This window comes from Buttiauxella cochleicola, assembly GCF_021283185.1.
GTDB lineage: Bacteria > Pseudomonadota > Gammaproteobacteria > Enterobacterales > Enterobacteriaceae > Buttiauxella > Buttiauxella massiliensis.
On sequence record NZ_JAJSOS010000001.1, the window covers coordinates 529262 to 555063 of the forward strand.

Below are 25802 nucleotides of genomic sequence, written 5' to 3' on the forward strand. Positions count from 1 at the left end.
TTCATGCTGTTTCTCCTTGTGTGTTGACAGCGAAGCCACCTTACCGAGGAAAAAAAACAGCTACAAATGGCAATCTTCAAATGTGGAAAAGGCCGCGAAAGCGGCCTTTGAATGTTGCAGAGCATTGCAGTTAACTGCGAGAAACCTCGAGGTTAATTACTGCTGTTCGATGCTGTCACCCATCTTAATTTTCGCTTCTTTGCGCAAGTTGGTCATCAGCGCTTCGAAAGTGATCTGGGCGTTGTTCTGGGTGATACCCTGAACCATCGCTTTTTTCTGTTCTGCCGGCATGTCACCGGGTTTAACTTGATCCAGAGCTAACAGAACCACATTACCCTGCATGTCATTTGCCACGCCGTAGGCTGGCTTATCTTTTGCTGGTAATGGCAGATTAAAGGCAGCCTGACTGATTGGGTCCTGACCAGTACGGGTCAGCGTTTTCGCTTCACCGAAGCTCAAGCCAGCGGCTTTCATAGCTTCATCACCTTTACCCAACTTCAACGCATTCAGCAGCTTGTCTGCATCCAGCTTAGCTTGTTGCTCAGCTTTCTGATGTTTAACCTGCGCGATAACTTGCTCGCGAACTTCAGCCAACGGTTTGATAGCTTCAGCTTTGTGCTCAGCGACACGAATAACAAACGCACGATCACCATCTACTGTAATGATGTCGGAGTTCATACCCGGAGCACCATTCGCACCGACCAGACCACCATTGAAAATAGCATCTGAAACAGGTTTGAAGTTCAGCTCAGCAGGTAAGTTGTCGTGACCAAACCAACCGGTCTCGACAGCTTTAACACCAGCGACTTTCTCAGCACTTGCCAGAGATTCGTTGTCATTGCTCGCCGCATCGCTAACTTTCTGCTGCAAAGCGTAGTAAGCATCAACCGCTTTCTCTTGCTTCACTTTCGTAGCAATGGCGTCTTTTACTTCTGCCAATGGTTTAGTTTGCGCAGGCTGAATGTCATCAAGACGAACAACCAGGAAGCCAACAGAAGATTTGATCACACCAGAAAGCTGGCCTTTGTCTTTCAGACCGGCATTTTTCAGCTCATCAGGTGTAGTGCCTGGTTCAAGCCAACCCATGTCACCACCGTTACGGGCGGAAATAATGTCAGCTGATTTTTCTTTTGCCAGAGCAGCAAAATCACCGCCTTTGCTCAGTTCATCAAGAATCGCTTTAGCTTCGGCTTCAGTTTTAGTCTGAATCACGCTGTAACGGTTACGTTGAGGCTGAGTGAACTCGTCCTGATGCTGGTCGTAGTAAGCCTGAATATCTGTATCGGCTATTTCGACATTCTGAGAAGCCGCATCAAGCATGATGTAGCTTACTTTGAACTGCTCAGGGGCAATGTAGTTGTTTTTGTTCTGCTCATAGCTGGAGTTGATTTCCTGCTCGGAAACTTCCTGCTTCGCAGCCAGTGCGTTTACATCAATTGTGGCTTCACGAACCACACGTTGCTGCGACACCAGGGCTGCCAGTTCGTCAGTTTCACCCGCCAGCATGAAATCAGTACCCACAACGGCATTAATCAGCTGCTGAGTGGTAAGTTGATTACGCAGTGCCTGAGCGTATTGATCCGCAGTCATACCCATGTTGCCGATAATCGCGGTATAACGCGCGTTATCGAATTTGCCGTTGTTCTGGAATGCGGGTTCTTTAAAGATGGCTTGTTTGATTTGTTCGTCGCTGATGCCAAGACCAAGATGTTTGGCGTATTGGTCCATTAACGCTTCATCAATCATGCGCGACAGTACCTGTTGGCGCATCTGCTTCATGTAGCCTTCATTGCCGGCTAGCACAGAGAACTGTTCGCCAAGCTGTTGCTGCTGGCGATTACGCTCACTGGCAACAGCATTTTCAAACTGACCACGGCTGATTTCCTGGCCATTCACTTTTGCGGCGTAGTTGGCACTACCGCCAATCAGGTAGCCACTCACGCCAGTCAAAATGAATGACACGATAATGATCCCGAAAATTATCTTGATTACGAGGCTGTTTGCCGCCGTACGTAAATTGTCCATCATGGTGTAACAACACTCCACTGTAGTGTGAATGGTAAACCCAGCGCAGTCGCTAAATGGGCATCCCTGAATATGCGTACTGCTGTGCCGCTGCGTGCAAGCGGGTATTGTGACAAGAAAACGGGTTCAAATCATCAAACATGCGCAAAATTAGCCATCAGGCATAAAAAAAGGCACATCTAACGATGCGCCCTGACCTAACTTTACTAGCCTTGCCCTGTATAACCATCATTCTTCAAGCTGTAGGGGCGTTGGCTGTACTCACTTACCCAAATCACTTACTGAAGTAAGCTCATCGGGATAAGCTCTCTGGCCGCCTACCTGCAACTCGAATGCTAACGGGTATTAGCTAGCGATAAATCAGTTAACTGCTTCTTTCAACGCTTTACCAGCACGGAAACCTGGTACTTTTGCAGCAGCGATAGTGATTTCTTTGCCTGTCTGAGGGTTACGGCCTGTACGGGCAGCACGGTCTTTAACAGCAAATGTACCAAAGCCAACCAATGCAACTTCTTCCCCAGATTTCAGAGAGTCGGTAACAGCAGCAATCACAGCATCTAATGCACGTCCAGCCGCAGCTTTAGAAATATCAGCATCGGCGGCAATTTTGTCTATCAGTTGAGATTTATTCACTCTTCTCTTCCTCTCTTTATAATTTATATCGCACCAGTATCCTTCAAAGTGCGACCGCGCAGCAGTTATATCAGGCCTGTCATGCCCTTACAACACCCGTTGTTAATGGCATGCATCGCCAGCGATCTAAAGTAGCGATACAAAAAAAAGCTGGCAAGTGACAATTCACCAGCCAGCTCTGATTTTATTAACCGAATATGCGTCAGGTCACTATTTTGCGGTCACAACCTGCATTCCGTAAGGTTCGTTCTGTAATGCAAGGGTCAGAACTTCCTCAATGCGCTTCACCGGATGAATATCCAGGTCGGCGAGAACGTTGTCAGGAATCTCTTCCAGATCGCGTTTATTTTCATCCGGAATCAGAACCGTTTTGATACCGCCACGGTGTGCCGCCAGCAATTTTTCTTTCAAACCACCGATTGGCAGAACCTGACCACGCAAGGTGATTTCACCGGTCATAGCCACATCTGCACGAACAGGGTTCCCTGTCAGGCAAGATACCAGCGCAGTACACATCGCAATACCCGCACTTGGGCCATCTTTCGGCGTCGCACCTTCTGGCACGTGAACGTGGATATCACGTTTTTCATAGAAATCAGCATTGATGCCTAATTTCTCTGCACGGGCGCGCACTACGGTCAGTGCAGCCTGGATAGACTCTTGCATAACTTCACCCAGAGAACCGGTGTAAGTCAGCTTGCCTTTGCCCGGCACACATGCGGTTTCGATAGTCAGCAGATCGCCACCCACTTCGGTCCACGCAAGACCAGTTACCTGGCCCACACGGTTTTCGCTGTCAGCACGACCATAGTCAAAGCGCTGAACGCCGAGGAAATCTTTCAGATTGTCGCCGTTAATGGTGATGTGCTTGAGCGATTTATCCAGCAGCAGCTGTTTGACCGCTTTACGGCACAGTTTGGAGATTTCACGCTCCAGACTACGCACGCCCGCTTCACGAGTGTAGTAACGAATAATGCCGCTTATAGCACTATCCTCAACCGTGATCTCACCTTTCTTCAGCGCATTGCGTTCAATCTGCTTGGTCAACAGATGCTGTTTGGCAATGTTCAGCTTCTCATCTTCGGTGTAACCGGAAAGACGAATAACTTCCATACGGTCCAGCAGCGGTGCCGGAATGTTCATGGAGTTAGAGGTTGCCACGAACATCACGTCGCTGAGATCGTAATCCACTTCCAGATAGTGGTCGTTAAACGCCACGTTCTGTTCTGGATCAAGGACTTCCAGAAGAGCAGATGCCGGATCGCCACGCATGTCTGAAGACATTTTGTCGATTTCATCCAACAGGAATAATGGGTTTTTAACGCCCACTTTCGCCATTTTCTGAATCAGTTTGCCTGGCATAGAACCGATGTATGTACGACGGTGACCGCGAATTTCCGCTTCATCACGCACGCCGCCCAAAGCCATGCGCACGTATTTACGTCCGGTCGCACGTGCGATGGACTGACCCAGAGAGGTTTTACCTACACCAGGAGGCCCAACCAGGCACAGGATTGGACCTTTGAGCTTGTTAACGCGACTCTGGACTGCGAGGTATTCCAGGATACGATCTTTCACGCGCTCAAGGCCGTAATGATCGGTATCGAGGACTTCCTGCGCCTGACGCAGATCTTTTTTCACTTTGCTGCGCGCATTCCACGGTACCTGCACCATCCAATCGATGTAGCCACGAACCACTGTTGCTTCCGCAGACATTGGCGACATCATTTTCAGTTTTTGCAATTCCGCTTCGGTTTTTTCACGCGCTTCTTTCGGCATTTTAGCCGCGTCGATTTTGCGTTTTAGCGCTTCGTTTTCATCTGGCGTGTCGTCCATTTCGCCGAGTTCTTTCTGAATGGCTTTCATTTGCTCGTTCAGATAGTACTCACGCTGGCTCTTTTCCATCTGCTTTTTAACGCGGTTGCGAATACGTTTCTCAACCTGCAGCAGATCGATTTCTGACTCCATCATGGCCATCAGATATTCAAGACGTTCGTTAATATCGGACATCTCAAGAACTGACTGTTTATCAGTCAGTTTCAACGGCATATGTGCAGCAATGGTGTCAGCCAGACGAGCAGGATCGTCAATGCTGTTCAGCGATGTCAGCACTTCTGGCGGGATTTTTTTGTTCAGTTTGATATAGCCTTCAAACTGACCAATTGCGGTGCGCACCAGCACTTCCTGTTCGCGCTCTTCGATAGCTGGCGAATTCAGGTACTCAGCCTGCGCTGAGAAATGGTCACCGTTGTCAGAAAGCGTGGTGATACGCGCACGCTGTAAACCCTCAACCAGCACTTTTACCGTGCCGTCTGGCAGTTTCAGCATTTGCAAAATGGATGCGACGGTTCCCACTGAGAACAGGTCATTGACACCTGGCTCATCTGTCGAGGCTTCTTTCTGCGCCACCAGCATGATTTTTTTATCATGATCCATGGCCGCTTCCAGGCAACGAATGGATTTTTCTCGCCCGACAAACAGTGGAATTACCATGTGCGGATAAACCACCACATCGCGCAATGGCAATACGGGGATTTCAATGCGTTCAGAACGCTCAGGATTCATAGAGCTCTCTCTTAGTTAAGGTCCGCCTGGTGATGGGGCGATGTCCTCTGTTTATACCTTAAATCTTTCAATTTGCAGGAAGGCGTAAACAACGCTCCTGCACTTGAAGGATGACAGGAATCATGGCATCACCAACAAGTAATTCAGTATATGGGGATGTTTCCCGAGCATTCAATGCCAGGAATGAAGGAAAAGCAAAAGGGGGATATAAATCCCCCTTTTTAGACTAACTGACTGGTTATTTTGGCGAATTATTCACCGGATGCTTGTAGCTCTTCCGGCTTGCCATAAATTAATAATGGCTTGCTTTGACCGTCGATGACGGATTCGTCAATCACCACTTTCTCGACGTCTTCCATAGAAGGAAGATCGTACATGGTATCCAGCAATGCGCCTTCTACGATGGAGCGCAGACCACGAGCACCGGTTTTACGTGCCATTGCTTTCTTAGCAATGGCATCCAGCGCTTCGTCACGGAATTCCAGATCAACACCTTCCAGATTGAACAACGCCTGGTACTGCTTGGTCAGGGCGTTTTTCGGCTCTTTCAGGATCTGAATCAGTGCTTCTTCGCTCAGTTCAGTCAGCGTAGCAACAACTGGCAGACGGCCGATAAATTCAGGAATCAGACCAAATTTGATCAAATCCTCAGGCTCAACCTGGCCTAACAGCTGACCTTCGGTCGCCTTCTGAGATTTACCTTTTACGGTCGCGCCAAAGCCAATACCTGAACCGGTTTCAACGCGGTTAGCAATAACTTTGTCCAGCCCTGCGAATGCACCTCCACAGATAAACAGAATCTTGGAGGTATCAACCTGCAAGAACTCTTGCTGTGGATGCTTACGGCCACCCTGAGGCGGAACCGCCGCGACAGTACCTTCGATAAGTTTCAGCAACGCCTGCTGCACACCTTCACCAGACACATCACGAGTGATGGACGGGTTATCAGATTTGCGGGAGATTTTGTCGATCTCATCGATATACACGATACCGCGCTGTGCTTTCTGCACATCGTAATCACATTTCTGCAGCAGTTTCTGGATGATGTTTTCGACATCTTCACCCACGTAACCTGCTTCGGTTAACGTTGTGGCATCAGCCATGGTGAATGGAACATCCAGTAAACGTGCCAGGGTTTCAGCCAGCAGGGTTTTCCCGCTACCCGTCGGCCCGATGAGCAGAATGTTACTTTTGCCCAGTTCGATACCGTTGGTGCTGTCGCCGTTACGCAGACGTTTGTAGTGGTTGTAAACCGCAACCGCCAGGACTTTTTTAGCCTGTTCCTGACCGATGACGTAATCATCGAGATGGTGACGGATTTCATGCGGAGTCGGCAGCGCACTACGTTCCCGGTGCGGAGCGACTTCTTTAATCTCTTCGCGAATAATGTCGTTACATAAGTCGACACACTCATCGCAGATATACACTGACGGCCCGGCAATCAGTTTACGCACTTCATGCTGGCTTTTGCCGCAAAAAGAGCAGTACAGCAGTTTGCCTGAACCGTCTTTGCGCTTATCTGTCATCGGTAAAACCTCTTATTTGTTTCTGTGCACCGAACAGGACGGCGCAAGTGCCATTCTACGGCGCAGCCAATCGTAAGCGCGCTATGAGCCGCTGCTATAACAATAATAGTACACGGCTCACTATTTTCGGGCATTAGCTACGGTGAGTCAGGATTGAGTCAACTAAGCCATACTCTACCGCTTCATTTGCTGCGAGGAAACGGTCACGCTCGGTGTCTCTCTCTATTTCTTCAAGAGATTTGCCCGTGTGTTGCGCCATAAGTTCGTTCATACGAGCTTTCACTTTCAGGATTTCGCGGGCATGGATTTCGATATCCGTAGCCTGGCCCTGATAACCGCCCAGCGGCTGGTGAATCATCACTCGTGAGTTCGGTAAGCAGAAGCGCTTACCCTTCGCCCCAGCGGTCAGCAGGAATGCACCCATAGAACAGGCTTGTCCCATACAGATGGTACTGACATCTGGTTTAATAAATTGCATCGTATCGTAGATAGACATACCAGCGGTAATCACACCACCTGGTGAGTTGATGTAGAGATAGATGTCTTTTTCTGGGTTTTCTGCTTCCAGGAACAGCATCTGCGCTACGATCAGGTTAGCCATATGGTCTTCGACCTGGCCCGTCATAAAGATGACACGTTCCTTAAGCAGACGGGAATAGATATCGTATGAACGCTCGCCACGCGATGTCTGTTCAACAACCATCGGCACCAGGGCCATATGGGGTGCAAATTGATCTCTTTCGCCACTGTATGACATTTCCGTCTCCTGGAATAATTAAGCCTTCGATACCTGCAGCACTGATTCTACTTGAGGTGCCAGAAGAAGACTACGCTCCTGCTTACACCTATTACCTTATTCGGACGGATTATCAGTCAGGGATCCATTTTCGAGCCATGCCCTTATTTATGGGGATAAGCTTGCCCTGTTTCAAGCATAACAACCTTTTCTTGTTACGCTAACCCTGAAACTGCGTTTTATTGATGGGTTTTCAGGGAGTCACTGATAAAAAAAGCCCGCCACCAGTAGGTGACGGGCTTGATGCAGCAATATTTTGGCGATGATGCCAAAAATTATGCTTACGCTTGCTGGTTCATCAGTTCGCTAAAGTTAGTGGCTTTCTCAGTCACTTTCGCTTTAGACAGAACAGCTTCAACAGCTTGTTCTTCCAGAGCAACATTACGCATGTTGTCCATCAGTTCTTTGTTTTTGCTGTAGAATTCTACAACTTCAGTCGGATCTTCGTAGGCAGAAGCCATTTCTTCGATCAGACCTTTAACGCGTTCTTCATCAGCTTTCAGCTCGTGGGTACGAATGACTTCGCCCAGCAGCAGGCCAACAACTACGCGACGTTTAGCTTGTTCTTCGAACAGTTCACGTGGCAGTTCCAGCGCTTGTTTTTCGTTGCCACCAAAACGCTGAGCAGCCTGGCGACGCAGAACGTCGATTTCGCTGTCGATCAGTGCAGCTGGAACATCGATGTTGTTCGCATTAACCAGACCGTCGATTGCTTGAGACTTGATGCGGTTACGCACAGCGCCTTTCAGCTCACGATCCATGTTTTTACGAACTTCGGTGCGCAGACCAGCTACAGAACCATCTTCAACGCCGAAACGCTTGATGAATTCTTCAGTAAATTCTGGCAGTTCACGCTCTTCTACTTTCTTCAGAACGATGTCGAACTTAGCCGCTTTACCTTTCAGGTTTTCAGCGTGGTAATCTTCCGGGAAGGTCACTTCGATAGTGAATTCTTCGCCAGCTTTGTGACCAACCAGACCGTCTTCAAAACCTGGGATCATACGACCCTGGCCCATTGCCAGCACGAAGTCAGACGCTTTGCCGCCTTCGAATACTTCGCCGTCTACAGAACCGGTGAAATCGATAGTTACGCGGTCTTCTGCAGTTGCAGCAGCGTCTGAATCTTTCCAGGTCGCCTGTTGCTTACGCAGGGTGTCCAGCATTGCATCAACGTCTTCGTCAGTCACTTCTACAACCGGTTTTTCAACTTCGATTGCTTCCAGACCCTGCAGCTCAACTTCTGGGTACACTTCAAACTCAACCGCGTAGGTGAAGTCTTCGCCCAGTTTGTATTCGCCTGGAACGTAGTTCGGTGCGCCAGCTGGATTGATTTTTTCTTTGATGATCGCTTCAACAAAGTTGCGGCTCATCAATTCGCCCAACACGTCCTGGCGAACAGAAGCGCCATAGCGTTGTGCGATAACAGTCATCGGCACTTTTCCTTTACGGAAACCGTCGATACGGGCTTTCTTTGCCACGTTGACCAGCTCGCTTTTTACAGCGGTTTCGATGCTGTCTGCAGCGATAGTAATCGTGAGACGGCGGCCAAGGCCCTGAGTGGTTTCAACTGAAACTTGCATCTTGTTACCTCAAAAAATCACAGTGCTCGGTCAACTCTGGAAGCGCTCATTTGCACTTCGCAGAACCGGGATGCCTTCTGTATCAGAATCACATTCCCTGTCGTCAGAATCGTCCCGAAGACATTCCGAAAAATAAGACGCAGCATTATAGCGGCATCACCAAGGTGAGTCGAGAACGGCAACACAGTGTTGCTGCGGCCCTTTTCACAGTTCTTTTGGATTTTTTGCCCAAACCCTGGAATAACGAGGGCTATTTCAGACAAAACAAAACGGCCCGCAGGCCGTTTTATAAAACACGATTCATATACCGCAACATAAAGGAAAAGTTCCCTCAGTTGCAAGTCTGAAGGTTAACTTCAGGCGATTGACCCTGCTCCACGGCAAGGTGGGGAGGCGAGAATAGTGTCATGCAACCCCTCCCATTCCTTTATGGTGTAGGTATGCAGTGCCAGCGCATGCACCGTTGACGAGAGTTCTGCACTCAAAGTGCCATAAATCATACGATGACGATTTAAAAAACGCTCACCCACAAAACGATCGCTGACCAGAACCACTTTGAAATGACTCTCTGAACCTGCCGGGACATTGTGACGATAGCTTTCATCCGCGACTTCCAGGATCACGGGTTCAAACGCTGCCCTTAATTTTGATTCTATTTGCTCGCGCATCATCATGAACTTTCTCCTCGACTACGTAGAGATGCCACTCATCCCTTTAAATGTTAGCCGCTTTTAGCCGTTTTAATAACGGAATTACAACAATTATTTAGCTTTCGTCTGATTTTCTTAGCCAAGCCCCTGTAGATTAATGTGATTACGGCACTAATCGAGGGCAAAGTGGTCAGATAGCTTTGCAACCGCTCAGAAAAAGCGCAACGCGATGAAATTACGTGCGTTAACTACTTCCCCTGGGCAAACGCAGTGTTATGATGGCGTGATTTTTTATCTGCCTGCCCCTTGAGTACATTGAGATAGCGAACATGTTAAAAAAACTATTATTCCCGTTGGTCGCCGTATTTATGCTGGCCAGCTGTGCAACACCACCAACTACCATTGATGTTTCTCCAACCATTAGCTTGCCACAGCAAGACCCAAGCTTGATGGGTGTGACTGTCAGCATCAACGGTGCAGATCAACGTAAAGACCAGGCTCTGGCTAAAGTCACTCGTGATAACCAACTGGTTACATTGACTCCATCTCGTGACCTGCGCTTCTTGCTACAAGAAGTGCTGGAAAAACAGATGACTGCTCGTGGTTACATGGTTGGACCAAACAGTCCGGTTGATCTGCAAATCATCGTAAACCAGTTGTTTGCTGACGTGTCTCAGGGCAGCGTGCGCTACAACATCGCCACTAAAGCTGACATCGTGATCATTGCGACAGCGAAAAATGGCAACAAGATGACCAAAAACTACCGTTCTAGCTATAACGTAGAAGGGGCGTTCCAGGCCACCAACAAGAATATCGCCAACGCGGTGAACTCCGTATTGACTGATACCATTGCTGATATGGCTCAGGACACCAGCGTTCACGACTTTATTAAGCAGAACGCTCGTTAATCAATACCCCACCAGCCCGCATCATGCGGGCTGGCTGTAGAGCAAAGTATGCCCAATCATTATCTGCGTCTCTTCCAGCAACCTAAGTCAGCCATCCTTTTGATTTTAGGTTTTGCATCCGGTCTTCCACTCGCCCTCACCTCCGGCACGCTACAAGCATGGATGACGGTCGAGAACATCGATCTTAAAACCATTGGTTTCTTCTCGCTTGTCGGGCAAGCCTATGTATTTAAGTTTCTGTGGTCGCCGATTATGGACAGATATACGCCGCCGCTACTTGGACGGCGTCGTGGTTGGTTGCTGATCACCCAAATTCTGTTGCTGGTTGCTATTGCGGGCATGGGTTTCCTTGAACCCGGCTCGCAGTTACGTTGGATGGCAGCATTGGCGGTTGTCATTGCTTTCTGCTCGGCTTCTCAAGATATCGTCTTTGATGCGTGGAAAACGGATGTTCTTCCGGCTGAAGAACGCGGCACGGGTGCAGCAATCAGTGTGTTGGGTTATCGCCTGGCGATGCTGGTATCGGGTGGTTTAGCACTATGGCTTGCGGATAGATATCTTGGCTGGCAAGGCATGTACTGGTTGATGGCCGCATTGATGCTGCCTTGTATCATCGCGACATTGCTAGCCCCAGAGCCCACCGATGCAATTCCGGTCCCAAAAAGCCTTGAACAAGCCGTCGTCGCGCCGCTGCGTGATTTCTTTGGCCGCAACAATGCCTGGCTAATCCTACTGCTTATCGTGTTGTACAAACTCGGCGATGCCTTCGCGATGAGTCTGACGACCACATTTTTAATTCGCGGCGTCGGTTTTGACGCGGGCGAAGTCGGCATGGTGAATAAAACGCTGGGACTGATTGCCACTATAATTGGTGCACTGTACGGTGGCATTTTGATGCAGCGCCTGTCGCTGTTCCGCGCGTTGCTGATATTTGGCGTTTTACAGGGTGTATCCAACGCCGGTTACTGGATTTTATCCGTCACTGATAAACATATGTTCAGCATGGCAACCGCCGTTTTCTTTGAGAATCTTTGCGGTGGCATGGGCACGGCGGCATTTGTCGCGTTGCTTATGACGCTGTGTAATAAATCGTTTTCTGCGACTCAGTTTGCGCTGCTTTCGGCACTTTCGGCTGTAGGTCGAGTTTATGTCGGCCCGATTGCCGGTTGGTTTGTTGAAGCTCACGGCTGGCCGACGTTTTACTTGTTCTCAGTAGTAGCCGCTGTTCCTGGTATTTTGCTGCTGTTAGTGTGCAAAACAACGCTGGAATACACCCAGAATAACGATGGTTTTATCCCACGCAGTGAATTTTCATCCGCCTATCGCATTGCTCTACGGGCATTGATGCTGGGCTGTGCGCTTCTCGCCGTGTGGTTGGTGGTGTTGATTACCAATGCCATCGGCCTGACAAACTGGGCGTTCAACCTTCAGTTCCTCGAATGGGGTGCGCTTTTTGCTATTGGCGGGATTTTGTTTGGTGGGTTGCTCGATTACCTGGCTTTGCGAAAAACGGCACTGGTCTAAAAATCACCCAATAAATATTAATAATAAGTTTCGACGCGTGATTATATTGTTCAGTTAACACGCAGTTATTCGTTGGGTGAATTATTTCTCGAAAGCAAGACTCTTTTTTTACATTATTAGCAGGAAAATTATTTTCTTCGTACCTTTAACCGATTCAGCCAGCCGGTCAATTAATTTACAGCTCATCTCGTTTGTTAATTGATGCTATTTTGTTAAATTTATGTTTAGCCAAATGATTGGTTATACCAATTAACCTACACTATTTATAGCAACATAGGTTTTCGTTATAACCCAGCAAGGTGCGGGCTATCTCGATATTTTACAGTTTGTTGCATTCTATGTGACATTGTCGGCAGAACCCGGTAACACCACACTGACACTACGCCATTCATGTTTACAGTAATGTAACCTTCCCGTAAAATGCCTTCACACTTTAAACGACAATTAGAGCTCCCCGGAATTGAGGTCGTTAAATGAGACTCAGGAAATACAATAAAAGTTTGGGATGGATGGCATTAATTACAGGCACTTTTTTACTGAGTGGCTGTGATTCTGCACTTCTGGACCCCAAAGGACAAATTGGACTGGAACAACGTTCATTGATACTGACAGCAATCGGGCTGATGTTGATAGTAGTAATACCCGCTATCGCAATGGCTATCGGTTTTGCCTGGAAGTATCGTGCTTCAAACACAAACGCCAAATACAGCCCCAACTGGTCGCATTCGAACAAAGTTGAAGCTGTGGTCTGGACGATTCCTATCCTTATCGTCATCTTCCTCGCGGTACTAACCTGGAAAACCACGCACGCTCTTGAGCCAAGCAAACCGCTTGTTCACGATGCAAAGCCGGTGACCATCGAAGTTATCGCCATGGACTGGAAATGGTTCTTCATCTATCCAGAGCAAGGTATTGCTACGGTGAATGAAATCGCCTTCCCAGCCAATACCCCGGTGGAATTCAAAATCACTTCTAACTCAGTGATGAACTCCTTCTTTATTCCGCGCCTGGGCAGCCAAATCTACGCAATGGCAGGTATGCAGACCAAATTGCACTTGATTGCTGACGAAGCAGGCACCTACGACGGTATTTCGTCTAACTACAGTGGTAAAGGTTTCTCTGGGATGAAGTTCAAGGCAATCGCCACCCCAGATATGGACACCTTTAACCAATGGGTTGCTAAAGCTAAACAATCTCCAGAAGTCATGAACGATATGGCAACTTACGAGAAACTGGCACAGCCTAGCGAATACAACAAAGTCGAATACTTCTCCGCTGTTAAGCCAGATTTGTTTAAAGACGTAATCAACAAATTCATGGGGCACGGGAAGAGCATGGACATGACCCAACCTGAAGGCGAGCACGCTGCGCACGAAGGTATGGAAGGCATGGACATGAGTCACGCGGAAACCTCTCACTAAGGGGCCGAGGAATAATACGATGTTCGGAAAACTTACACTGGATGCAATCCCATACCATGAGCCCATTGTCATGGTTACGGTGGCAGCAATTATCGTCGGGGGACTGGCGCTAGTTGCAGCTATCACTTACTTCGGTAAGTGGGAATATTTATGGAAAGAGTGGTTCACCTCGGTTGACCACAAACGCCTCGGCATAATGTACGTGATTGTCGCAATCGTCATGCTTCTGCGTGGCTTTGCTGATGCCATCATGATGCGTAGCCAGCAAGTTCTGGCTTCCGCCGGAGAAGCAGGCTTCCTGCCACCTCATCACTACGACCAGATCTTTACCGCCCACGGCGTAATCATGATCTTCTTCGTGGCGATGCCATTTGTTATCGGCTTGATGAACGTTGTCGTGCCGTTGCAGATTGGTGCGCGTGACGTTGCCTTCCCATTCCTGAACAACCTGAGCTTCTGGTTCACTGTTGTGGGTGTGGTGCTGGTTAACCTGTCTCTTGGGGTAGGTGAATTCGCGCAAACCGGTTGGGTGGCTTATCCGCCGCTATCGGGCATTGAATACAGTCCGGGGGTTGGCGTCGACTACTGGATATGGGCACTTCAGCTCTCGGGTATCGGTACGACATTAACGGGTATTAACTTCTTCGTTACTATCCTGAATATGCGTACGCCTGGCATGACAATGTTCAAAATGCCGGTGTTTACCTGGGCTTCGCTGTGTACCAACGTACTGATTATCGCGGCATTCCCAATCTTCACCGTGACCGTCGCACTGTTGACCCTTGACCGCTACCTTGGCACCCATTTCTTTACCAATGATATGGGTGGCAACATGATGATGTATATCAACCTCATCTGGGCATGGGGTCACCCGGAAGTTTATATCCTGGTGCTGCCGGTGTTTGGTGTGTTCTCAGAAGTGGTTGCGACATTCTCGAAAAAACGCCTGTTCGGTTACACCTCTCTGGTGTGGGCGACCATCGCGATTACGGTACTGTCGTTCATCGTTTGGCTGCACCACTTCTTCACCATGGGCAGCGGCGCGAACGTCAATGCGTTCTTCGGTATCGCCACTATGATTATCGCCATCCCAACAGGGGTGAAGATCTTCAACTGGCTGTTCACCATGTATCAGGGTCGTATCGTCTTCAACTCCGCGATGCTGTGGACCATTGGCTTCATCGTCACCTTCTCTATCGGTGGCATGACCGGTGTTCTGTTAGCGGTTCCGGGTGCTGACTTCGTACTGCACAACAGCCTGTTCCTGATTGCTCACTTCCATAACGTGATTATCGGTGGTGTGGTGTTCGGTTGCTTCGCTGGCCTGACTTACTGGTGGCCAAAAGCCTTCGGCTTCACGCTGAACGAAACCTGGGGCAAGCGTGCATTCTGGTTCTGGATCATCGGCTTCTTCGTCGCATTTATGCCGCTGTACGTGCTGGGCTTCATGGGTATGACCCGTCGCCTGAGCCAACAGATTGATCCGCAGTTCCACACTCTGCTGGTTGTTGCAGCTTGCGGTGCAGCGCTGATTGCTCTGGGCATCCTGTGCCAGCTGATTCAGTTCTACGTATCAATCCGTGACCGTGAGCAGAACCGTGATCTGACTGGTGACCCGTGGGGTGGCCGTACGCTGGAGTGGGCAACTTCTTCCCCTCCTCCGTTCTACAACTTTGCCCACCTGCCACACGTTCATGAACGTGATGCATTCTGGGAAATGAAAGAGAAAGGTGAAGCGTACAAACAGCCAACGCATTATGAAGAGATTCATATGCCACGTAACAGCGCTGCGGGCATCGTAATTGCTGCGTTCGCTACCGTGTTTGGTTTTGCGATGATCTGGCACATCTGGTGGCTGGCGATTGCTTCATTCGCAGGCATCATCATCACCTGGATTGCGAAAAGCTTCGACGAAGATGTGGATTACTACGTTCCGGTTGCGGAAGTCGAAAAACTGGAAAACCAGCACTTCGATGAAATTACCAAAGCAGGGCTGAAAAATGTCAACTGAAACTCTCACTCACGCTAACGCCCACGCCGCTGAGCATGGGCATCACGATGCAGGAACCAATAAGGTCTTTGGTTTCTGGATCTATCTGATGAGCGACTGCATTCTGTTCTGTTGCTTGTTTGCTACCTATGCCGTTCTGGTGAATGGCACTGCCGGCGGCCCGGCAGGGAAAGACATTTTCGAACTGCCATTTGTGCTGGTTGAAACTGCCCTGCTGTTGTTCAGCTCCATCACCTACGGCATGGCGATCATCTCCATGAACAAAGGCAACAAGAGCCAGGTTATCTCCTGGCTTGCGCTGACCTTCCTGTTTGGTGCGGGCTTCGTCGCGATGGAAATCTATGAATTCCATCACCTGATCAAAGAAGGTTTCGGTCCGGATCGTAGCGGCTTCCTGTCAGGCTTCTTTGCCCTGGTTGGTACGCACGGTCTGCACGTAACTTCGGGTCTGGTCTGGATGGCGTTGATGATGTTCCACGTTTACCGTCGCGGCTTGACCCCTGCTAACCGCACTCGCCTGATGTGCCTGAGCTTGTTCTGGCACTTCCTGGATGTGGTTTGGATCTGTGTATTCTCGGTTGTTTATCTGATGGGGGCGATGTAATGAGCCATTCAAATGAACACGCTGGCGCCCACCACGGTAGCGTTAAAACCTATATGACTGGTTTTATCCTGTCTATCATCCTGACGGCAATCCCGTTCTGGATGGTGATGACAGGTACAGCATCCCATGCCGTCATTCTTGGCGTGGTGCTGGTAAGTGCTGTGGTACAGATTTTGGTTCACCTGGTGTGCTTCCTGCACATGAACACCTCTTCTGAGGAGCGTTGGAACCTGGTGGCCTTTGCCTTTACTGCGCTGATAATAGCCATTCTGGTGGTCGGCTCTATCTGGATTATGTGGAACCTCAACCAGAACATGATGGTTCACTAAGAACGGCCTATACCCAAATCATTCGGGTTGCAGGAAGGCGGCAACCGAGTGAATCCCCGGGAGCTTAGTAAGCTAAGTGACCGGGGTGAAAGAGGGCAGCCAACACCCCTGCAATCTGAAGGATGACGGGTATATATGATTAAGCAATACCTGCAAGTAACAAAACCAGGAATTATTTTCGGCAATTTAATTTCTGTCATTGGCGGATTTTTACTGGCCTCAAAGGGCAGTATTGATTATTCCCTGTTTATCTCCACCCTGGTTGGGGTGTCGTTGGTCGTGGCGTCGGGTTGTGTTTATAACAACTTCATCGACCGCGATATTGACCGCAAGATGGAGAGAACCAAGAACAGGGTTTTGGTCAAAGGCTTGATTGCGCCGAAAACCTCGCTGGTATACGCCACCTTGTTGGGTATTGCTGGCTTCATGCTGCTGTGGTTTGGTGCTAATCCGCTGGCTATGTGGTTAGGTGTAATGGGCTTTGTGGTTTATGTCGGCGTTTATAGCCTGTACATGAAACGCAAATCCGTTTACGGCACGCTAATTGGCAGCCTGTCAGGTGCTGCACCGCCGGTTATTGGTTACTGCGCTGTAACCAATGAATTTGATGCCGGTGCTTTAATCCTGCTGGCTATCTTTAGCCTGTGGCAGATGCCGCACTCGTACGCGATAGCTATCTTCCGCTTTAAAGATTACCAGGCCGCCAACATTCCGGTGTTGCCGGTGGTTAAAGGGATTTCGGTCGCGAAAAACCACATCACAGTTTATATCATCGCTTTTGCTGTCGCAACGTTGATGCTGTCGCTGGGTGGTTATGCCGGATGGAAATATCTGGTCGTTGCTGCTGCAGTCAGCGTCTGGTGGTTGGGCATGGCATTACGTGGTTATAAAGTGGAAGACGATAAAGTCTGGGCGCGCAAATTGTTCGTCTTTTCAATCGTTGCTATTACCTCATTAAGCGTGATGATGTCGGTCGATTTCATGGTGCCAGATTCACAAAATCTTATGACTTACGTCTGGTAAGTCATGAACCTCATAAAAGGGCGCAATTGCGCCCTTTTTTATTAGTGCCATCAAGCATTCCACATTGTAATATTTATTAAACAACCAGCCATTTACCCTCCCCTGCCCACGCACTACACTAAGGCCTGCTTTTTATCTGAGGTGGTAATGAACGATTACAAAATGACGCCCGTCGAGTTACGAGCGACGTGGGGTTTAGGCACGGTATTTTCACTACGCATGCTCGGCATGTTTATGGTGCTACCGGTTCTTACTACTTACGGAATGGCGCTACAGGGTGCCAGTGAAGCGCTAATTGGTATTGCCATCGGCATCTATGGTCTTGCTCAAGCTGTCTTCCAGATTCCTTTTGGTCTGCTTTCCGACCGTATTGGCCGCAAACCGCTAATTATCGGTGGCTTGCTGATATTCGTGCTTGGTAGCGTAATAGCTGCGCTGTCTGACTCTATCTGGGGCGTTATTCTTGGCCGTGCATTACAAGGCTCAGGTGCAATTGCTGCGGCTGTAATGGCACTGCTTTCGGATTTAACCCGCGAACAGAATCGTACCAAAGCCATGGCTTTTATCGGCGTAAGCTTCGGCGTCACCTTTGCCATCGCCATGGTACTAGGCCCAATCATCACCCATAGCCTCGGCTTAAACGCACTGTTCTGGATGATTGCCGTATTGGCAAGTTGCGGCATTTTAATCACCCTGTGGGTGGTGCCAAACACCAAAAGCCATGTGTTGAACCGCGAGTCCGGCATGGTGAAAGGCTGCTTTAGCAAAGTGCTGGCCGAGCCGAAACTACTGAAGCTGAACTTCGGCATCATGTGCCTGCACATCATGTTGATGTCGACGTTTGTCGCGCTCCCAGGCCAACTCGAGCAGGCGGGGTTCCCGGCGTCTGAGCACTGGAAAGTTTACCTTTGCACTATGTTGATTGCTTTTGCTTCAGTGGTTCCATTTATCATTTATGCGGAAGTAAAACGCCGTATGAAACGCGTGTTTGTGGGCTGTGTTGCATTATTGCTAATCGCTGAAATTGTTCTGTGGGGTTCCGGCCCGCACTTCTGGGAACTGGTGTTGGGTGTCCAATTGTTCTTCCTCGCCTTTAACCTAATGGAGGCTATTTTACCGTCGCTTATCAGCAAGGAATCTCCGGCAGGTTACAAAGGAACGGCGATGGGGATTTACTCCACCAGCCAGTTTTTAGGCGTAGCCATTGGCGGTTCACTGGGCGGATGGATTGACGGGTTATTTGATTCGCAGACGGTATTCTTGATGGGCGCATTACTGGCAATGGTGTGGCTACTAGTCAGTAGCACTATGACTGAGCCACCGTATGTGGCAAGCCTGCGAATTGAACTTCCGGAAGATGTGACCGCAGACGAATCACTAAAACAGCGTTTGCTGGCTCAACATGGCGTGAGTGATGTGAATATTATCGCGCAGGAACGCAGCGCCTACGTGAAGATAGACAGCAAGCTAACGAATCGATTTGAGATTGAACAGTTGGTGAAAGGGGCATAAAGCCCCTTTAAAAATCAGTCGCGGAAGTTTTTAAACTGGAACGGTTGCCCCAAATCACCACCACGAACCAGCGCCATTGCGGCCTGTAAATCGTCGCGAGATTTGCCGGTTACACGCAGCTCTTCGCCCTGAATCTGCACCTGAACTTTGGTCTTGCTGTCTTTAATCAGCTTCACAATTTTCTTGGCGATAGTCGATTCAATGCCCTGCTTGAGCTTCGCTTCAACGCTCCAGGTTTTACCGCTGTGCACGAACTCTTCCGGCACATCAATTGAAGCTCCTTCGATACCGCGCTTAAGCAGCTTGGCACGAAGAATATCCAACAGTTGGTTGACCTGGAAGTCAGACTCGCTGGCAACTTTGATGGACTGATTTTTCTCATTCAGTTCAAATGTTGCCGGCACATTACGGAAGTCAAAACGAGTAGCAACCTCACGTTCCGCGTTTTCAATCGCGTTACGCACTTCCTGGATATCAATTTCAGACACAATGTCAAAAGATGGCATGCTTTCTTCTCCCTCTCTTTTTGTTGCGTTGCATAATACCTGCTGGGCCGCGCAAAACAACCCGTTAAAGCAGGAGAGAGCCCTGTATAATATAGATTAAGCAAAACATCTGCTGCCAGGAGGCAAAATGAAAATCACCGTGCTAGGTTGCGGTGCGCTCGGCCAACTCTGGCTGGCATCGCTTTTTAAGCAGGGACATGAAGTTCAAGGATGGCTGCGCGTGCCGCAACCTTTTTGCCATGTCAATCTGGTCGAAACCGATGGTAGCGTGTTCAACCAAACGCTTATCGCCAACGATCCTGATTTTCTCGCAAGTAGTGAATTATTGCTGGTGACACTAAAAGCATGGCAGGTTTCTGACGCCGTGAAAGCACTGGCCGGCAAACTTCCGACTAACTGCCCTATTCTGCTGCTACATAATGGTATGGGCACTCTCGAAGAATTAGGGGCATTGCACCAACCCCTTTTATCAGGTGCTACCACGCATGCTGCCCGACGCGATAACAACATCATTATTCACGTAGCCAATGGCATCACACATATTGGGCCTGGGAACGCTGCGGGCAACGATTTTAGCTTTCTTGCAGATATGCTGCACCATGCGTTACCTGAAATAGCCTGGCACGACAACATTCTTGCAGCGAACTGGAAAAAACTGGCTGTGAACTGTGTGATAAACCCACTTACTGCACTCTACAATTGCCCGAATGGTGAGCTGCGCCATCATCAGAGCGAAGTTGATGAGATATGCCATGAGGTCGCCAGAGTAATGGAACGTGAAGGTCACCACACTACGGCCGAAGACTTGATTTATTATGTCGGCGAAGTTATCGAAAGCACGGCGGAAAACATTTCATCGATGCTTCAGGATGTGCGCATCGAACGCCACACTGAGATTGATTACATTACTGGTTATTTACTGCAACGCGCGCGCGCCCATGGCCTTTCAGTGCCGGTGAACAGCCGCTTGTATGAGCAAATAAAGCGTAAGGAGAATGAATATGAGCGCTCGAGCACTGGTTTGTCTGGCTCCTGGGACTGAAGAGACCGAAGCTGTCACCACTATCGATCTTCTGGTCCGTGGCGGTATTAGCGTTACTACAGCAAGCGTTGCCAGCGATGGGGATCTGACGATTACCTGTTCGCGTGGGGTAAAACTGCTGGCTGACGCACCGCTGGTTGAAGTGGCGGACGGTGAGTTCGATATCATCGTGTTGCCGGGCGGCTTAAAAGGTGCGGAATGTTTCCGCGACAGCCCACTGCTGGTTGAAACCGTGCGCCAATTCCATCTTTCAGGACGCATCGTTGCCGCTATATGTGCCGCAGCCGGTACGGTATTAGTTCCGCATGAACTTTTCCCAATCGCCAATATGACTGGTTTTCCTGGGCTAAAAGAGACGATTCCAGAAGAACAATGGCAAGATAAACGTATGGTCTGGGATCCGCGTTTTAACCTGTTGACCAGTCAAGGGCCAGGTACTGCGATGGATTTTGCCCTAAAGATTATCCATCTGCTGGCAGGGAAAGAAAAAGCCGCTGAAGTAGCGGCTCAGGTTGTCTTGCCTCCGGGTATTTTCGATTATCGGGTCTAATCTGTAAGCGCCCTAAAACCAGGGCGCTCCGCTCATGACGTTGCCATAAAACAACATCCTGCCTGCAAATTCACCCGATAGAATTATCCCTACCAGCAATATCCCTGCAAATAACGGGATTTTTCTACTGCCTGCGCGAGATAATAGCCAGCCACTTACGACAAGACTTGCCAGCAACTGCCACCAGAACAACGCACTGCTGGCTTCCGCACCGGGAATTCTGTATCGCATCCACAGCGACATTGCGACCAACGCGATTCCCAGCAACAACCCAAATTTAAGCGTAGCCGGGAGATTTTGCTGAACATAATTTGCCATGACGCTGACACTGGCAAATCCAAGCAATATTGAGGTGCCGAAGAAAGCGGACGGAGTGGCGAGTGTGTTCCACAATGGGTGCAGCGTCATCTGGTAATAGATCTGAGAGCTTACAAGTATTGCGCCAATGCCCAGTAAACACACGCCCCAGTTGGCGGCTTTCATCCATACTGAACCGTTCGCAAACCAGCACATTATGAGCCACAACGTCAGAGCGCCATTAAGCAAAATAAAGGCAACGACTTCACGACTAAGCCATGAGCGCCCTATCCCAGCAAAAGCCCGATAGGCTCCCAATGGCGACCCCAAATGTGCCAAAGAAGCACAGGAACCTACTACAGTTACCAGCCAAAAAGCTGATGCAATTTTGCGCGTTGTTAGCGTATCAAAAACCCTATCTCTCCCAACCAGGCAAAGAGTTAAAGCGATGACACCACCTATCCCCCATTGCGCCAGAACAGTAAAGAACACGAGCGGTAATTCATAAATTTCCATATAAGCTCCTTATTCATCCGCAGGAATGATCACGATATTTGGCCCACTGATCCGGTGGTCAGGCAGGTGATAACGTTTCTCCAGCCGTTCCCAGGGAGTTTGATATTCCGCTCGTAGTGCCGAAATTTCGCCAAAGCGCAGCACCCCTGCAGGGCAAGACTCAACACAACGCGGTAATAAACCTTCATCTAGCCTCTCGGCACAAAGATTACATTTACTCGTTTTACCTTCATTGGGATCGAACACGGGTGCGTTATATGGACAAGCCATAATGCACATACGGCAACCGATACAGCGGTCGTGATCCTGTACTACGATGCCATCAGGACGTTTATGGTAGGTATTCGCCGGGCAAACTTTTATGCATTGAGGATCGTCACAGTGGTTACAGGACATCGTAATAAATGCCTGACTGTTTGGATCATCCGTCCGACACTCCCTTACACGTCGCCAAAGCACGCCCAGAGGTGTTTCGTTTTCTGATTTACACGCCATGCTGCATGTTTTGCAGCCATAGCAGTTTTTCATATCGATGAGAAAACCATATTGTTTAGCCACAGTTACGCCTCCCTTCTCACATCAACCAACGTACTGTTACAGCAATGTCCGTTGCTTAATGGTTCCACATGATCATTCGTTACATGGCTACTACTACCGCCCTGTTGTTCCCACCAACCGTTATCTAACGACACCACACCACGCTTTATATGAGTGGTTACATCCGCTATCGCCCGATGTTCGCCGCGATGGTTATAAACCACCACCCATTCGCCAGCGCTGATATCGCGCGAGCGCGCATCATCGGGATGAATCATCACGTTTGGACGGTTACGTTGAACCTCGAGGATCCATTCATTCATGCCGTGGCTAGAATGAACGCTGCGGGCCAGCTTTCGCTGTACCGCCATTAGAGGATATTTTTTCGCGAGCTCAGGAGAGCCTTTTACTGACTCAGAAACCTGTTTCCAGGTGACCACCGGTGAAAAGTTTTTCTTTTGCCACTCTTCTATAAACAGATTTGCTTTGCCCGTACTGGTCCGGAATTGCCCGTCTTTGAATGGAATCCAATCGCCCTCCGTTGGGCGAACAGGTCCTTTAGCCAACATCTCACGAGTAATACCAGAACCTTCCAGGCAAGCATCGATGTAGTGCTCTATTGGCTGGTTGAACACCTCACCAAAGCCAAAGCGCTCTGCGAGTCGGGCAAAAATCCAATAATCAGGTTTCGCTTCACCCGGCGGTTCCACAGCCTTTTCCATCAATTGCACGTAATGACTACGCACACCAGCCATCAGGCTTACATCTTCAAAAATGGTCGTAACTGGAAGCACCAGATCCGCATACAGCGCCGAGGAAGTCATCAAGTTGTCCGCAACCACAACAAAAGGAACGCTTTTGAAGGCTTCCCGAACCTGGTTGGTATTGGGGAGTTGAGTCATAGCTCCCATCGTCATGTTCCACCAGAACTTAACAGGATGAGGTTTCTGCTGGACAATCCATTCCCCAATTTTCGACACAGGAATTGGCGCAATTTTTTTTGCATTTGGTGCAGGTGGGATAATGGGGGAGAACTTAGCCATCTGCCTTGCGCCACCGGCATCGCAAACACCAGCGCCCCGTTTACCAATATTCCCAGTGAGCAATGCCAGATAGAATTGGCTCGCAGCGACATAAGTCCCAAATTCAGTGCGTTGCGCACCGGACATATTCTGGATAATCATCGAAGGTGTTGTGCTGGCGTAATCACGAGCAAGTCGCAATACCGTCTGTTCAGGAATATCAGTTTCTTCTGTTACTCGTTGAACATTCCAGGGCTCTGCTTCTTGTTTTATCTGGTCAAGAACGGTGGTAAACGCGCTGCCAACTGGCAATTCGTTGCTGAAAAGAGCAGGTATTACTCCGGGTAAGTCATGACGCACAACGCGCTGACTGCGGGTATCGAAGACCAGATAGCTATCCGGATCTTCAGCTTTTTCACGCAATAATTTTTGCTGTGCGTCTATTAGATAAACGGCACCGGTATGTGCTCTCAAAAATTCCGCGTCATAACGCTTTTCATCAATGATGATTTTGATCATCCCCAAAGCCAAAGCAATGTCAGTACCCGGAACAATAGGGATCCACTCATCTGCTTTTGCCGCCGTTTCATTGAAACGAGGATCGATAACCACCATGCGTGCGCCATTGCGCTGCGCCTGACTATAATTTTTGAAATAAGCATGCATGGTTACTGCTGGATTGTTCCCCCAGCAAAGAATGTAACGACTGTCAGCTATCGTATCGCGTGTATCTGCATAGCGTAGGCCTAGCATGGGTATCATGGCTGCAGTCACCGCTGCACAGCAAAGAGATCCCGCCTGTTTGGTTGATCCACCCAGATAGTCGAAAAAGGCTTTCCCCATATCATTCTTGATGGAGTCCATATTCCCGGCATGGGTAGTGATTAACAGCCCTTCATTGCCATGAGCCTCAATCGTGTCACGAATCTTATTTTCGATAAGATCGAGAGCTTCATCCCAACCGATCGGTTTAAAAATCCCTTTCCCTTTCTCACCGGTACGCAAAAGTGGCTGGGTCAAACGTAGTGGGTGATATACCCATTTGGTACGGCTAATACCGCGCAGGCAACATTTCACATTGAAATCTTTGCTTGCCTCGATTTTCATCAAACGGTCTTGCCAGACAAAGGCAGTCAAATTGCAATGCAAGCACTCCATTGCACAGGTGGAGCGGTAGGTCTTGTAATCCGAGAGTTTCAGGCGCACCCGTGGTAGTGGCTCGCCGTTTGCCTGACGTAAACCCAACATACAGGGTGTAAGTGAAGCTAACCCAATAACGCCCATCCCTTTAAGTAACATTCTTCGTTGTAATCGATATTTGCTCAACGCTTCCATGAAATACCTCCTGTTTTTAATCACCATTAGTGAACCATGGTAAACCAATGGTGAACTTGAGAGATATCAACGATCGTTTAATCCCGAAATCAAGGTTTAAGGAATGTGAAGTCGGATCGATATCAGAGGGTTTAGTGATAGACTCAGCGAAGATTGAGAACGGGATATACCATGCCAGAAACGATACAAGGTGTTAATTCAGTCGATATTGCGGTCTCCATTATGGAGTACATCGCCACGCAGCATGGCCGGGCTAGAGCAACGGATATAGCAAAAGGTTGCGGCTTATCAAAAAGCCGTCTGCATAAGTATCTTGTTTCACTTTGCCGGACGGGAATATTGTTTCAGGATGGCAGCGGGCAGTACTGCTTGGGTGACACGATTGTGCGGCTCGCCAGTAGTGCAGCAACTCACGCCGATCCACTCTCTTTGATCAACAACTTGCTGTGCGAGTTTCGCGATCGGATGAATCTCTCAACTGGTATGGTCATTGCTCAATCGGGCAATCTTGTTCTACGCCACTATCACCGCAGTTTTCGAAATGTCGAAATTGATTTTCGCGATAATACGCCAATCCCGCTTCACTTAAGTGCTGCCGGGCAAGTGTATATGTGCTTTGGCAATTACACGCCAGCGAATGAGCGAGAACAGCAATTAATTGAAGAGACAACAAGACGGGGATACGCCGTGCGCTATAAACCTGCGCAGGGAATCCCTGGTGCGCAATCAATCGCCTGCCCGATACTGAACCGTAAAGGCAACCTGTTGGCTATTGGTGTCACAATGGGATTCTTCGAAAAAGAACAGATTCCTGAGATTGCACGGGAATTGAAACAAGCGTTATCGACACTGGAGTTGTGAAAGGGTCCTCCTGTGAGAAAGACCCTTGT

General features: G+C 49.0%; 22 protein-coding genes. 11 read left to right on the plus strand and 11 right to left on the minus strand.

Features of this window, described 5'->3' with window-relative positions:
* Positions 1 to 156: 156 nt before the first annotated feature.
* From ppiD to bolA, 7 genes are all read right to left on the minus strand, one after another.
* A complete protein-coding gene (gene ppiD / locus LVQ76_RS02340; protein ID WP_232864113.1) occupies positions 157 to 2028 on the minus strand; it encodes a peptidylprolyl isomerase in 1872 nt (623 codons plus the stop codon).
* Positions 2029 to 2385: 357 nt separating this feature from the next.
* Positions 2386 to 2658, minus strand: coding sequence for a nucleoid-associated protein HU-beta (gene hupB, locus LVQ76_RS02345; protein WP_151994742.1), 273 nt, complete (start codon positions 2656 to 2658; stop codon positions 2386 to 2388).
* A 210-nt stretch (positions 2659 to 2868) separates the two neighbouring features.
* Positions 2869 to 5223, minus strand: coding sequence for an endopeptidase La (gene lon / locus LVQ76_RS02350; RefSeq protein ID WP_151994741.1), 2355 nt, complete (start codon positions 5221 to 5223; stop codon positions 2869 to 2871).
* Positions 5224 to 5474: 251 nt separating this feature from the next.
* Positions 5475 to 6749, minus strand: coding sequence for an ATP-dependent protease ATP-binding subunit ClpX (clpX, locus tag LVQ76_RS02355; protein ID WP_120066138.1), 1275 nt, complete (start codon positions 6747 to 6749; stop codon positions 5475 to 5477).
* A gap of 133 nt (positions 6750 to 6882) precedes the next feature.
* On the minus strand, positions 6883 to 7506 hold the full coding sequence (gene clpP, locus LVQ76_RS02360) for an ATP-dependent Clp endopeptidase proteolytic subunit ClpP (RefSeq protein ID WP_064516635.1): 624 nt from the start codon (positions 7504 to 7506) through the stop codon (positions 6883 to 6885).
* Positions 7507 to 7826: 320 nt separating this feature from the next.
* Positions 7827 to 9125 carry a trigger factor gene (gene tig / locus LVQ76_RS02365; protein ID WP_232864112.1) on the minus strand — a complete coding sequence of 433 codons (1299 nt, stop codon included), beginning with the start codon at positions 9123 to 9125 and terminating at the stop codon, positions 7827 to 7829.
* Positions 9126 to 9481: 356 nt separating this feature from the next.
* Positions 9482 to 9799, minus strand: coding sequence for a transcriptional regulator BolA (gene bolA, locus LVQ76_RS02370; RefSeq protein ID WP_034457988.1), 318 nt, complete (start codon positions 9797 to 9799; stop codon positions 9482 to 9484).
* A gap of 305 nt (positions 9800 to 10104) precedes the next feature.
* On the opposite strand from bolA, the gene LVQ76_RS02375 reads away from it, so the two are divergent.
* The 8 genes from LVQ76_RS02375 to LVQ76_RS02410 all read left to right on the plus strand — a co-directional run bounded on the left by LVQ76_RS02375 (position 10105) and on the right by LVQ76_RS02410 (position 19107).
* Positions 10105 to 10683, plus strand: a complete 579-nt coding sequence (locus LVQ76_RS02375; RefSeq protein WP_034457986.1) for a lipoprotein — start codon at positions 10105 to 10107, stop codon at positions 10681 to 10683.
* Positions 10684 to 10731: 48 nt separating this feature from the next.
* A complete protein-coding gene (gene ampG, locus LVQ76_RS02380; protein WP_232920874.1) occupies positions 10732 to 12207 on the plus strand; it encodes a muropeptide MFS transporter AmpG in 1476 nt (491 codons plus the stop codon).
* 473 nt (positions 12208 to 12680) lie between these two features.
* Complete coding sequence (cyoA, locus tag LVQ76_RS02385; protein WP_064516627.1) at positions 12681 to 13628, plus strand: cytochrome o ubiquinol oxidase subunit II; 948 nt, start codon at positions 12681 to 12683, stop codon at positions 13626 to 13628.
* Between the two features lie 19 nt (positions 13629 to 13647).
* Positions 13648 to 15639, plus strand: coding sequence for a cytochrome o ubiquinol oxidase subunit I (gene cyoB / locus LVQ76_RS02390; protein WP_232864109.1), 1992 nt, complete (start codon positions 13648 to 13650; stop codon positions 15637 to 15639).
* The gene (locus LVQ76_RS02395; protein ID WP_151994737.1) at positions 15629 to 16243 is read left to right on the plus strand and encodes a cytochrome o ubiquinol oxidase subunit III; all 615 of its coding nucleotides are present in this window, start codon (positions 15629 to 15631) and stop codon (positions 16241 to 16243) included. Before cyoB ends, LVQ76_RS02395 begins: the two co-directional genes overlap by 11 nt.
* Positions 16243 to 16572 carry a cytochrome o ubiquinol oxidase subunit IV gene (locus LVQ76_RS02400; RefSeq protein WP_034457975.1) on the plus strand — a complete coding sequence of 110 codons (330 nt, stop codon included), beginning with the start codon at positions 16243 to 16245 and terminating at the stop codon, positions 16570 to 16572. Before LVQ76_RS02395 ends, LVQ76_RS02400 begins: the two co-directional genes overlap by 1 nt.
* A gap of 135 nt (positions 16573 to 16707) precedes the next feature.
* Entirely contained in the window at positions 16708 to 17595 is an 888-nt protein-coding gene (gene cyoE, locus LVQ76_RS02405) for a heme o synthase (protein WP_232864108.1), read from the plus strand.
* A gap of 147 nt (positions 17596 to 17742) precedes the next feature.
* Positions 17743 to 19107 (plus strand): MFS transporter, encoded by a 1365-nt coding sequence (locus tag LVQ76_RS02410; protein ID WP_232864107.1) that lies wholly within the window; start codon positions 17743 to 17745, stop codon positions 19105 to 19107.
* Between the two features lie 14 nt (positions 19108 to 19121).
* Here the strand turns inward: LVQ76_RS02410 and LVQ76_RS02415 are convergent, their stop codons facing one another.
* Positions 19122 to 19613, minus strand: a complete 492-nt coding sequence (locus tag LVQ76_RS02415) for a YajQ family cyclic di-GMP-binding protein (RefSeq protein ID WP_064516617.1) — start codon at positions 19611 to 19613, stop codon at positions 19122 to 19124.
* 127 nt (positions 19614 to 19740) lie between these two features.
* Between LVQ76_RS02415 and panE the strand changes: the two genes are divergently transcribed.
* Complete coding sequence (gene panE, locus LVQ76_RS02420) at positions 19741 to 20655, plus strand: 2-dehydropantoate 2-reductase (protein WP_232864106.1); 915 nt, start codon at positions 19741 to 19743, stop codon at positions 20653 to 20655.
* Entirely contained in the window at positions 20615 to 21205 is a 591-nt protein-coding gene (gene yajL, locus LVQ76_RS02425) for a protein deglycase YajL (protein ID WP_232904172.1), read from the plus strand. The genes panE and yajL overlap by 41 nt, the downstream gene beginning before the upstream one ends.
* Before the next feature lie 12 nt (positions 21206 to 21217).
* On the opposite strand, the gene LVQ76_RS02430 is transcribed toward yajL, so the two are convergent.
* The 3 genes from LVQ76_RS02430 to LVQ76_RS02440 are packed head-to-tail and all read right to left on the minus strand — an operon-like array spanning position 21218 to position 24912.
* The gene (locus LVQ76_RS02430; protein WP_232920875.1) at positions 21218 to 22018 is read right to left on the minus strand and encodes a dimethyl sulfoxide reductase anchor subunit family protein; all 801 of its coding nucleotides are present in this window, start codon (positions 22016 to 22018) and stop codon (positions 21218 to 21220) included.
* A gap of 9 nt (positions 22019 to 22027) precedes the next feature.
* The gene (locus LVQ76_RS02435; RefSeq protein ID WP_232864103.1) at positions 22028 to 22576 is read right to left on the minus strand and encodes a 4Fe-4S dicluster domain-containing protein; all 549 of its coding nucleotides are present in this window, start codon (positions 22574 to 22576) and stop codon (positions 22028 to 22030) included.
* A 2-nt stretch (positions 22577 to 22578) separates the two neighbouring features.
* A complete protein-coding gene (locus tag LVQ76_RS02440) occupies positions 22579 to 24912 on the minus strand; it encodes a molybdopterin-containing oxidoreductase family protein (protein WP_232864102.1) in 2334 nt (777 codons plus the stop codon).
* Positions 24913 to 25083: 171 nt separating this feature from the next.
* Between LVQ76_RS02440 and LVQ76_RS02445 the strand changes: the two genes are divergently transcribed.
* Complete coding sequence (locus LVQ76_RS02445) at positions 25084 to 25773, plus strand: IclR family transcriptional regulator (protein WP_232864101.1); 690 nt, start codon at positions 25084 to 25086, stop codon at positions 25771 to 25773.
* Positions 25774 to 25802: the final 29 nt, after the last annotated feature.